An 11675-nucleotide genomic window follows, 5' to 3' on the forward strand; every position below is an offset into this window, starting at 1 on the left:
TTACCACATAAAGGCTCTATACTGAATCATTGCTTTTTGTCGCTGTTTGTTGCTTTTTACGCTCAAACTCTCTTTTTTTACTGTGCCAAGCATAGTAATACATGGCAATTTTATTCTCTATTAATATTATCGTTCCATCATAAAATTGGACCATATCCATAACTTTTTTCTGAGCTTCGTTAAAGCGTTCTTTGTACTTCTCGCGGTAAGCTGGATTGTATAGTAATCTCACCCCTTCATTATTATTAGACTTTTTGTTTAACGTTTCAACTTCATTAGCAATGTTATAAGACATATAACCCCCTCTAATTGATTATAAAAATTACATTTCAAGAGAAATGTGAATAAACAACTCCTTAATTCTAGTATAACAATTAATTGTTATACTAGTTAACCATAGTAAAATATATAATAATTTTTGTCACTTAAAATTTTACTTTATAAAATAACAACTTAAAATAAAAGTTTTTATTATTTTAAACTATATTATTATATCTACAAATCTTGTATAGATTGAACCTCCCTAATTTATATTATAAAACTTAATGCGTCATAACTTTAGCACAAAATCGTTGTACATAAGAAACTTATTTGCAAAAGAGTATAAAAAAATAGAAGAATATTGTACTCTTGAGAAGGGGCAACGTATTCAAATCACTCCTGAAGAAGGAAAGTTACTCAGTTTATTTATCAAAATTCATAAAATCAAAAGTATCGTTGAAATTGGCACGTTATATGGTTATTCGTCAATTTGTATGGTAAAGGCTCTATCGGAAAACGGTCATATATATACAATAGAAAATAATCCTCAGCATTGCAAAATAGCAAAAAAAAATTTTAGTATTTTTAATCTGAGTGACAAAATTTCTTTAATAGAAGGCAATGCATTGGAAAAACTTAATGAATTGTCAGCAAAAACACCTTTTGATATGATATTCATCGATGCTGATAAAGTTAGTTATCCTAAATATTTAGATTGGGCAGAGCTATACATTAAACAAGATGGGCTGATTGTTGCAGATAATACTCTATTGTTCAACACAGTATTCTTAGAATCCCCTCCAAAAGGAGTGTCAGAGAAGTCATGGCATGCTATGAGAGAGTTTAATGATAGATTGTCAGATGAAAAGAAATATTTCTCTATATTGATTCCGACTGATGAAGGAATGACTGTAGCTTTAAAGCTAACGTAAGTTAAAAATCAAGATCAGCATAATGTTTAGGAGGAGTTAAGCCAAAAACTCTCTCTAATAATATTTCGCGAAAGCAAGGCCTTGATTTAACAATGGAGTACCATTCTTTTAAAATCTTACTTTTTTCCCATGGAAAACTATTTACGTAGTCTATTATAGAAATATGCGATGCTAAGGTAATATCGGCTAAAGTGAACTTATCGATTGCAAGCCAAATATTTTTGCTAATTAAGTATTCAATGTATTCTATATGGTAAGATAGGTTATGTTGAGCTGCATGAAGAAACCTAGAGTCAGGGCTGCGGTTAATTATCACTTTTTCGTTTATGACATATTTAGTAACTTCATTATAAAATTTATTGTCAAACCAGTTAATTAAAGCACGTGTTTTAGACTTAATAACAGTAGAAGAGTCGAGCAGTTTGATGTTGCTGCTATAAGTCTCTTCTAAATATTCACAAATAGCGTTACTATCTGCTATAATAAGGTTGTTATCCATAAGCACTGGTACCTGTCCAGTTGGATTAATCTTCATGAATTCATTCCGCTTCTCCCATGGATTTTCGTATACCAAATCGCAACTCAGCTTTTTTTCCTTGAGAAGAGCTCTAACTTTTCGTGAAAATGGACAAAGAGGAAAATGATATAAAATCATAATATTCCTCTTTTGTTGTCCCAGTATCTATAGGTTGTCATGCAAGTAGCTGACACTGAAATCCAGCTTATTTCATTATAGACATTATTTTTAACATATACTCCTAGAATCCATTGTCCATTGCATAATTTCCAAATATTTTTATACTTGGATCCCAGTGTCACGCACTGGGATGACATAAATAAACGCTGAAATGGCATAAATAAACATTGGAGCGACAATCTTATAATAACTTGCATAACAACTAACTTTTTGTTTATTTGAAAGTAACAGTGTACGAAATTTAACATATCAAGCTATCGAGCTGATATAGAATATACCTTGCTAAATAAAAAAAAAGTATAACCTTTTATAAGGTATGCAGGCAAAAATTCTGTAACTTGGTCAGGTCAGAAATGAAGCAACCATATCAGAACCTTTTTGGGTTGCATACCTATTTTACTATTTTTTTTATTCTGGGCTATGAACATAGCATTAAAATATCGTCCTAGTAGCTTTAAAGATTTAGTAGGTCAAGATATATTGGTGCGTATACTAGAAAACGCTTTTACTCTCAACAAAATTCCACAATCTATACTACTTTCTGGCAGTAGTGGGATTGGTAAAACTACTACTGCAAGAATAATAGCTTTATGTTTGAATTGTTCATTGGGACCAACTTTTGAACCTTGTGGATTATGTGCAAATTGTCTGGCGATAAAAAATTCAAGTCATCCAGATGTAGTTGAAATCGATGCAGCAAGTCACACTAGCATTGAGGACGTTAGAGTGATCTTAGGAGATATTTGCTATTTACCCATAAGTTCTAAATTCAAAGTTTACATTATAGATGAAGTACACATGTTATCTAGTAGTGCATTTAATGCATTACTTAAAACTCTAGAAGAACCACCATCTAGCGTAAAGTTTATTCTGGCAACTACAGAAATAAAAAAGATACCAATAACTATTATTGCACGTTGTCAAAGGTTTGACTTACATAACATTCCTGCAGCTAAGATAGTGGGGCGTTTAAATGATATTGCACAAAAAGAAAATTATTTTATTGAAAAAGAAGCATCGGAATTAATTGCTCACCACTGTAGTAATTCAATGCGTAACGCTTTATTTTTGATGAATCAAGCAGTGCTATATAGCAAAGATGGTACAATATCCACTCAAAGTGTTACAGACATACTTGGTCTAGTAGACAGAAACGTTATATTTGATCTACTGGAAGCAGTATTAGATAGTGATTTACAGAAGGCTTTGTCAGTATTCGACAACGCGGTAAAGACAGCAAACTCACTCAATATTTTTGAAGATCTGCTGCAAACAATCCAGTTAGTGTGCCGTTTTTTAATTACAAAAGAGATTGATACAGAATGTGAGAAGAGCAGAGTAAAAGACTTGAGTACAAAGAAGTCTTTAATATTTTTTCGAGATTGTGGAAGGTGTTGCTTAAAAGTATTCAAGATATAAAAGTTTCAACATGCAATGAGGTTGCTGCTGAAATGATGTTAATTAGCCTTTGTTATCTTTCTGATTTGCCTTCTCCGGAACAGGTGATCAAGAAAGTTCTTTCGCAGAGTATACAGCAGGGAAATACGCGTAATATAGGAAGTGAACAGCAACAAAATTATGATTTTAATAAGGTTTTGCAGTTATTAAGGCAGAGTAACCAAATTTATCTTTACAAACAACTGTGTAGTAATCTACAATTAATAGATTGTAGACTTGGGTATTTAAAATTAAAAGCTGTATCTAAGTTGAATAGTAATTTTTGTAATGACTTGAAAAATTACTTAAATCAAGCTACTAAGCAGGAGTGGGTTATTATAGTTGATACGAGTTATATGAACAGGGAAGTGAGCAATTTAAATTATGCACCTGCAGTTAAGGGTATACTGGATGCGTTTAAAGGTGCAAAGGTGGTTAATGTAGAGAATAAGGAGTAAGTTGTGGATTTCAGTCAAATAATGAAGCAAGCGCAAGAAATGCAAAAAAAGCTTGCGGAAGCTCAAGAAAAATATATTGGAAAAGAGTTTCAAGGTATTTCTGGTGGTGGCAAAGTTTCTATATTAGTGGAAGTTATAAAAATAGGTAGCTATAAAGCTAAAAAGGTAAACATAGACTTAGAGCTTATGAGAAATGAAGAAAAAGATATAGTAGAAGATTTAGTGACAGCAGCGTTTAATGATGCTATTAAAAAAGCAGAAGAGGATATGGCAAATGCAACTTCTGATCTTGCAGGTATGATGGGTTTACCACCTGGATTTAAACTTCCTTTTTAATCTGTATTACTGAAATTTCTCTTGATGTAATAACTAAGTATTTTCTTTTTACTATTTCTAGTGCTAGTATTTCTTAATATAGCATATTTGCATTACTGCATGAACATGAAGCAAGTTACAGTGGTAAAAACAAAGCAGAAGATAAAAAGACTAGTGAAGTGAAAACCAAGAACGAAAAAAGTCATATAATTCTATTTATTTATTAATAAAGCCTTTGTATTCTTCTGAAAAGAAGTTAAGATATAGAATATTTTGTGTTATTAAGTTAGCACTTGACTTAACTTTAGTTATCATTTAGACTGCTAAAGTGGAATTTTAATTTTTTTAACGAGGGCAATTATGCATTATAAAAAGTTTTTTTCAGCAGCTGCTTTAGTGACGTTGCTAAGCCTATCAAACTCTGCTTTTTCATCAGATCCTATTGGTCCAATAAGTGATGAAGAAACTAGCTACTACGTTCGTTTGCAATATAATGGTGAAGTTTTACCTTTTAAAACAAAGATTGATGGTATTGAGTATAAAAAAAATAACGACGCTCAAGATCCTTTAAAAGCATCTTTTATGGCTGGTAGTGGTGCATTTGGTTATAAAATGGATGACATCAGAGTTGATGTTGAGGGACTTTACTCACAACTAAACAAAAACGACGTTAGTGGTGCAGCATTTACTCCAGTAACTGTTGCAGACAGTGTGACAGCGTTTTCAGGATTAGTTAATGTTTATTATGATGTAGCAATCGAAGATATGCCTATCACTCCATACGTTGGTGTTGGTGTTGGTGCAGCATATGTAAGCAATCCTTTAGCAACAAAAATTGCTGGTGATAAAGACTCTGGATTTGGTTTTGCTTATCAAGCGAAAGCTGGTGTCAGTTATGACGTAACTCCAGAAATCAAACTTTACGCTGGCGCTCGCTATTTTGGTTCTTATGGCGCTAGCTTTGATGGAGAAAAACAAGATCCTGACGATTCAAGCAAAAAGGTTGCTGATAAAGGCGCACACAAAGTCTTTTACAGTACTATTGGTGCAGAAGCTGGAGTAGCATTTAATTTCTAGTCTACTCTTATTGTTTTGTATCAGTTTTTTCTTGTTGTCCCAGCTTATGGTGCTGGGGTTTAGAAAAAAACATGTGAATTTCCAGTGTTTGAACACTGGAATGACACATTGTTTATTTAAACTATAGCGTTTATCGTTACACGCTAGTGATTTTAATCAGGTAGCTGATACTGAAGTGTACTGCTACTAAGATCTCAATTAGATGGAAAGTTGTGCTTTTTTTAATTAAAGCTTGAATTTTTTACTAAAAATCAATATATTATATACATGGAGTTTTAATTTAAGTTATTATGTTGACCCCAGTAGCGAATTTATGTGTTAATAGTAGCACTAATCTTATGCAATATATTGCTGAAGTGCGAAAATTTCCTATGCTTTCCCAAGAAGAGGAAGTGCGATTAGCAAAAAATTGGCAAGAACATAAGGATATTTCTTCTGCTCACAAGTTGATTACCAGCCATTTGAATTTAGTAGTAAAAATTGCAATGAAATTTAAGAACTACGGGCTATTGTTGATGGACTTGGTCATGGAAGGAAATATGGGTTTAATGCATGCAGTGAAAAAGTTTAATCCTGACTTGGGATTTCGTTTTTCAACTTATGCAGTATGGTGGATTGAAGCTTCAATAAAAGACTTTATATTGAAATCTTGGTCACTTGTGAAAATAGGTACAACGCAAGCGCAAAGGAGATTATTTTTTAGTTTACGTAAAATGAAAAAAAGAATTTTACAATACACAAACAGAGAAACTTTGAGTAACGAAGAAATAAAAGCAATATCAAGTGAGCTTTCTGTATCTGAAGAAGATGTTGTACAAATGAACTATCGTTTGGCTTGTAAGGATCAGTCGTTAAATAATTGTATAAAAATAGGTGACGACTCTAAAAAGGAGTTACAAGATATGATTCCGTGTAATTTAGTCAGTCAAGAAGTAGCTTACCAGAATCATGAAGAAAAGGCATTAAAAGAAACAATTTTAAGCAATGCATTGACAACTCTTAACGAAAGATCAAGAGACATTTTTATTAGCAGATATTTGTCTGAGAGTACTCAAACTTTGGACGAGCTTAGCAAAAAATATTGTGTTTCAAGAGAAAGAATAAGACAGTTGGCTGAGCAAGCGATGAGTAAGGTAAAACAACATATAAAATCAGAGAGTTTGAAACTTGGTTTACATGCGTAGTCTTTTCGTATTTCTAATATTTTTTTCAATAGGCACCTTTGCATCGGTTAGTAACGTACAACTGAACGAAAAATATAAAGATTGGTTTGTGTATACTGCATTGGAAGATGGTGAAAAAGTGTGTTACATTGTATCCTACCCTAAGAAAAAAAGTGAACATTATACAGCCGATCGCAAACCGTATGTAATGATCAGTTACGTTGATAAAAAAGCAGATGAGGTAAGCGTCACTTCTGGCTTTCAATATAATAAGGAGCCTGTAATTCTCAATATTGATAAAAAAGCTAAATATCAATTGCCGATAATACAGGGAAGTCTTGCGTGGTCAGATAATACAAAAACGGACCAAGATTTGATTCTAAGAATGAAGCAGGGATTATCAATGATAGTTAATGGAAAAGTAAAAACAGCAAATGTTGATGATACTTATTCCTTGCTTGGGTTTCAAAAAGCGTACCAAAAAATGCATGACTTATGCCATACAAAGTAAATTATTGATCACTAAAGTATAATATAGGCTGTTTTGTCTCTCAGACAAAAATATGGATATCACTTTACATAGAATATGAATATCATTTAAAATATATTTTTGAGAATTAATATGTCAGAAATTGCAGATGTAGGAATCAAAGAACAAAGTACTGTGTGTGAACAAATGCGTTTTAGTGTAAGTCGTGCAAGTCTTTTAAGCACGTTATCGAAAGTAAGTGGAGTGGTTGAAAGGCGCAACGCGATAGATGTTTTGGCATGTATAAATATCAAAGCACAGTATGGCAGCATAAAACTGAAGGCTACTGATCTTGATATTTCAGTATTTGCCTCACTTGCTGCAGATGTATCAACTGAAGGAGAAGTGAAAATCTCAGCACATACTTTATATGACATAGTGAAGAAGTTGCCAACTGATTTGGATGTCAATTTCGAAATGAATAATCAAGGAAAATTATTGATATCCTGTGGAAATGCAAATTTTTCTTTACCGAATGTAGTTTCAAATAACTTTCCTGTCCTTGAAGAAGATGGTCATCGATACAATTTCACTCTACTAAGTGCAGATTTGGTAGACTTATTGACTAAAACAAGGTTTGCTGTGTCGCTAGATGATACAAGGTATAATTTAAATGGGATATATATACATACAGATGAGCAATTTCTGTACTGCGTTGCAACTGATGGCCACCGTTTATCACGTATGAAGAGCCATAAGCCTAAAGATATCAACGGCGAATTTGGTGTGATCATTCCACGTAAAACTATCATGGAATTGTTGAAAGTATTGGGTGATTGTAATGAGGTTAATGTAAAACTTTCAGATAGAAAAATCAAATTCACATGCGGTGAGTATATTCTAATATCAAAATTGATAGATGGGACTTTTCCAGATTATAAAGCCGTTATCCCAACGTCTCAAGATAAACAAATGATTGTTGAGAGTAGTAAGCTTGCTAGTGTTATAGATCGAGTTTCTGTTGTTGTGTCCGATAAAATAAAATCCATTAAATTTTCATTGCAAAAGAATTTATTAACTCTACATTCAAACTCCCAAGAGTGTAGTGATGCAACTGAGTCTATAGAGGTGGATTACGATGGAGCTCTTGTAGAAGTAGGATTTAATTCTCGTTATTTGCTTGATGTTTTATCCTGTATAAAAAATAAGTGTAAATTTAGCTTGTCAGATGGTAATAGTGCTACAATTATCACTGATGAAGATGATTCAAGCGCACTATATATAGTGATGCCAATGAGAACTTAAGCTAGTAATCTATCTTTACTAAGTATAAGCCGTAAGGTGGTGCAGTTATTCCAGCGGCATTTCTTTTACATTGACTTAATATGTTTAGCATTTCTTGTGGATTAGTTCTGTTTTTTCCAAATTCAACTAAAGTGCCAACAATGATCCTCACTTGGTTATGTAAAAAGGAAATAGCAGATATTTTGATGTGTATATGACTTCCATTTTGTACTATATCAATATCATCGATTGTTCTGACCGGATTTGTAGCTTGACAATCTTTTGAGCGGAAGCTTGAAAGATCATGTTTTCCAAGCAGGTGTCTAGCAGCTTCACGCATGATGTTTACGTCAAGTGGGTTAAATACTTGCCACACATAACCGATTTCCAGAGCTGCAGGAGCGTAGCGATTAATTATTCTATATTCATAATATCTTTTTTTTGCTGAGAAGCGTGCATGAAATGCATCATCTGCAACTTCTGCACCAAGCACAACTATAGGAATCGCTTTTAAGTGATAGTTTATTCCATTTCTTATTCTGTAAAGCTCAAATTGCCTTTCCATATCAAAATGAGCAACTTGCCCTAAAGCATGAACCCCTGCGTCAGTTCTGCCACCACAATTCAAAGTGACTTTCTCACCGCTAAAATTAAATATAGCGTTTTCTATGGTCTCCTGAATTGAGTTAGCAGGGTGTTGTTGCTTCTGCCAACCAGAGAAACCACTACCATTGTATTCTATCGTTATTTTGTATCGCACTACAAAGTCTATCTATCTTAATATAATTTAGGTCACTAACGTTCTTCGTTATTAAAAAACCCTTGGCAGATTGTTCGCGTTCAATTACCATGGAGATTATACAAGTTAATAAATGATCCATGGCAAACAACCCAGAAGAAAGAAATAATGATAAGCAAAAAGCACTAGATAATGCAATAAGTCAAATTGAAAAAGCATTCGGTAAAGGTGCAATAATGAAGCTGAAGCAAAACCCTGTAGAAAAAATAGACACGATATCCACAGGGTCGATTGCACTTGATTCAGCTCTGGGTGTTGGGGGACTGCCAAAAGGACGTATAATTGAGATATTTGGCCCTGAGAGTTCTGGTAAAACCACCCTTGCTTTACATGTAATTGCTGAAGCACAGAAAAAAGGAGGATTATGTGCATTTATTGATGCGGAGCATGCGTTGGATGTTATATATGCTCGTAAACTTGGGGTGAATACCGATGATTTAGTGATTTCACAACCAGACACTGGAGAACAAGCGTTGCATATTGTTGAGTATTTAGTATGTTCTGGTGCAGTTGATGTAATAGTTATTGACTCTGTTGCAGCATTAACTCCAAAAGCTGAAATTGAAGGGGATATGGGCGATCAGCACATGGGATTGCAAGCAAGACTTCTAAGTCATGGGCTCAGGAAGCTAACCTCTGCAGTTTCAAAAGCAAACTGTATATTGATATTTATTAACCAAATTCGTATGAAAATAGGAGTAGTATATGGAAACCCTGAAACTACCACCGGTGGAAATGCGTTAAAATTCTATACTTCTATAAGACTTGATATAAGGAAAGTTGGTGCAATAAAGGATAAAGAGAATATCACGGGTAATGAAACGAGAGTTAAAGTTGTAAAAAATAAAGTTGCTCCTCCATTTAGAGAAGCAAAATTTGATATAATGTACAATGAAGGCATATCAAAACTTGGAGAAATAATAGATATAGGAGCAAAACTTGGTGTGCTTGAAAAGGCAGGTGCTTATTATTCATATAACAATACGCGTCTTGGGCAAGGAAGGGAAAATGTAAAAAATTACCTTAAGGCAAACAAAGAAATTGCATATGAAATAGAAACAAAAATCAGGGATTTATTTAAAAATCACGATGATTCTATCGCAATAGAAGAGGAACACGAACAACTTCTAGAAGAATCAGTATTCTAATTTAGATTAGGATGAAGTTTTAGTATCCATTCAGATGCATGTGAAACGCAGTGCTCCCTTTCTTGTTATCCCAGTGCTTGGCACTGGGATGGTTTTGTTGCATAGCACTTCATGTGGTGGTGGTTTACGACAAATTCATGTAACTATTTCAAATTTAGTTATGCCAATATCAGTAAATTTATTGAGCAATTAGCATTTTATTAGCAATTCTTTTTCTCGATTTATCTCAGATTTATTTTTGAAACTAAATCCAAATATTTGCTTTAATCTATAGAAAAATGCTTCAATGTAAGACCGTGTTCCATACTTAACTTTTTTCTTCCATTTTTTAATACCATATTCATAGTTCTCATCAACTATGTTTTTTAAAATTTTTTGAATTTAGTCTTATTACAACTCTTATTTATAGTTTTGTATTCTTATTCAATTGAAAAACGTATTTTTGGCAATAAAAACCCTAGTTCATTACAGAAAGAAATTTATATCAAACAACTACCACTGCTTAGATCTTATGATTAATGAATATGTGCTTTAAATTTGTGTGGCGCGCATATTCATTAACCTATTTTCTTATGCAGATTTTAAAAATTTGCGTTAATTGCTTCTTTAAGCCTTGCATTAGCAATCACTATAATTTTGCGCATTAGAGCTGTTATGACTACCATCTTCTTTTTACCTCTACCAATGAGAGCAGAATAAAAAGCACCAAGTGCAGATTTAGTCCTTGAAGCAGCCATCGCAGATGTAAAAAGCTTTTCACGAACGTTCCTTCTGCCACCACTTATTCTGCGATAACCAATAGCTTTACCACTTTCTTTTGGATGCGGGGCAACTCCAGCAAGACTAGCAACTTCTTGCCTGCTTAAGTAGCCAAGTTCTGGCATCAAGCATACAAAATCTTGTGATAACTTTTTACCTATTCCTGGTACTGTTCTTATGATTTTTTGGCGCTTTTTTAACTCTGGATTCTCATCGATAATTTTTTGTATGGCATCATTGAGCTCATCTATTTGACTGTTAAAAAAGTCAATAGTTTTTTGGCAACTTTCTTTTATATAGTCGTTTTCAGGTGCTTTCAGTCTACATTTCTCTTGAGCTCTTATTTGTGTAAGGTCATCACGACGTTGACAAAGTGCAGCTAAGGCTGTTTGTTCTTTTGACATAGGCACAAATAGAGATAGAGTACTATAACGCTCAAATCCATATTGAGCAAGGGCTCTTGCATCTGATTGATCAGACTTTGCTAAAATTCCATGAGATAAGGTAAAGCTTTTTACTTTGCGAGTATTAGCTCGATGTACAGCAACATTCTTATCAACCAGAAAGTGTGCTAAGCCAAGCTCATATTTTCCTGTATTTTCCAAAGTTACAAAAGAATTAGGTAGAATATTTGAAAAATTTTGAAACAATTGTTGCCAACCAGCAGCATTATTATCAAACTTGATAGTGTTCTTTTGGTTGTGAACTGCAGCAACATTTTTAAATTTTCCGATATCAATGCCAATAAAATTTTGATAAGATGTAATCATAATAACCTCGATTAGTTTTAGTTAATTTAAGATTGTAAACGGGTGCATATGTATGTCCCACACAACTATTCAAACGTATCGAGAGATAGGGCTAGTGTACCTTGAT

At 33.4% G+C, this 11675-nt stretch carries 11 protein-coding genes, 1 other RNA gene and 2 pseudogenes; 9 read left to right on the top strand and 5 right to left on the bottom strand.

The annotated features are described in order from the left end of the window. Positions 1-16: 16 nt before the first annotated feature. Positions 17-295, bottom strand: coding sequence for a DUF2671 domain-containing protein (locus Wcon_RS02925; protein WP_114517161.1), 279 nt, complete (start codon positions 293-295; stop codon positions 17-19). A gap of 250 nt (positions 296-545) precedes the next feature. Here Wcon_RS02925 and Wcon_RS02930 point away from each other — a divergent pair, with 250 nt between their 5' ends. Then, entirely contained in the window at positions 546-1193 is a 648-nt protein-coding gene (locus tag Wcon_RS02930; RefSeq protein ID WP_114517162.1) for an O-methyltransferase, read from the top strand. Between the two features lies 1 nt (position 1194). Here the strand turns inward: Wcon_RS02930 and Wcon_RS02935 are convergent, their stop codons facing one another. Then, a complete protein-coding gene (locus Wcon_RS02935) occupies positions 1195-1848 on the bottom strand; it encodes a glutathione S-transferase family protein (RefSeq protein WP_114517163.1) in 654 nt (217 codons plus the stop codon). Between the two features lie 347 nt (positions 1849-2195). On the opposite strand from Wcon_RS02935, the gene ffs reads away from it, so the two are divergent. From ffs to dnaN, 7 genes and pseudogenes are all read left to right on the top strand, one after another. Further along, positions 2196-2295, top strand: an RNA gene (ffs, locus tag Wcon_RS02945) — signal recognition particle sRNA small type. Positions 2296-2310: 15 nt separating this feature from the next. Beyond that, positions 2311-3785 (top strand): annotated as a pseudogene (dnaX, locus tag Wcon_RS02950) (DNA polymerase III subunit gamma/tau). A 21-nt stretch (positions 3786-3806) separates the two neighbouring features. Further along, positions 3807-4121, top strand: a complete 315-nt coding sequence (locus Wcon_RS02955; protein WP_179947471.1) for a YbaB/EbfC family nucleoid-associated protein — start codon at positions 3807-3809, stop codon at positions 4119-4121. Between the two features lie 339 nt (positions 4122-4460). Further along, a complete protein-coding gene (locus Wcon_RS02960; protein ID WP_114517165.1) occupies positions 4461-5177 on the top strand; it encodes a P44/Msp2 family outer membrane protein in 717 nt (238 codons plus the stop codon). 290 nt (positions 5178-5467) lie between these two features. Next, positions 5468-6361: an RNA polymerase sigma factor RpoH gene (gene rpoH / locus Wcon_RS02965; protein WP_114517166.1), complete on the top strand. Its 894-nt coding sequence runs from the start codon at positions 5468-5470 to the stop codon at positions 6359-6361. After that, positions 6354-6851, top strand: a complete 498-nt coding sequence (locus Wcon_RS02970; RefSeq protein ID WP_047759578.1) for an invasion associated locus B family protein — start codon at positions 6354-6356, stop codon at positions 6849-6851. Before rpoH ends, Wcon_RS02970 begins: the two co-directional genes overlap by 8 nt. A gap of 111 nt (positions 6852-6962) precedes the next feature. Continuing rightward, positions 6963-8114, top strand: a complete 1152-nt coding sequence (gene dnaN, locus Wcon_RS02975) for a DNA polymerase III subunit beta (protein WP_114517167.1) — start codon at positions 6963-6965, stop codon at positions 8112-8114. A 1-nt stretch (position 8115) separates the two neighbouring features. Here the strand turns inward: dnaN and truA are convergent, their stop codons facing one another. After that, positions 8116-8853: a tRNA pseudouridine(38-40) synthase TruA gene (truA, locus tag Wcon_RS02980; protein WP_114517168.1), complete on the bottom strand. Its 738-nt coding sequence runs from the start codon at positions 8851-8853 to the stop codon at positions 8116-8118. Between the two features lie 119 nt (positions 8854-8972). On the opposite strand from truA, the gene recA reads away from it, so the two are divergent. Next, complete coding sequence (recA, locus tag Wcon_RS02985) at positions 8973-10040, top strand: recombinase RecA (RefSeq protein WP_114517169.1); 1068 nt, start codon at positions 8973-8975, stop codon at positions 10038-10040. 189 nt (positions 10041-10229) lie between these two features. On the opposite strand, the pseudogene Wcon_RS13290 reads toward recA, so the two are convergent. Together Wcon_RS13290 and Wcon_RS02995 are read right to left on the bottom strand one after the other, a co-directional pair. Then, positions 10230-10382 (bottom strand): annotated as a pseudogene (locus tag Wcon_RS13290) (IS5 family transposase); the annotation flags it as partial. A gap of 239 nt (positions 10383-10621) precedes the next feature. After that, positions 10622-11569, bottom strand: coding sequence for an IS110 family RNA-guided transposase (locus Wcon_RS02995; protein WP_063630491.1), 948 nt, complete (start codon positions 11567-11569; stop codon positions 10622-10624). Positions 11570-11675 lie beyond the last annotated feature (106 nt).

This window comes from Wolbachia endosymbiont of Cylisticus convexus, from assembly GCF_003344345.1.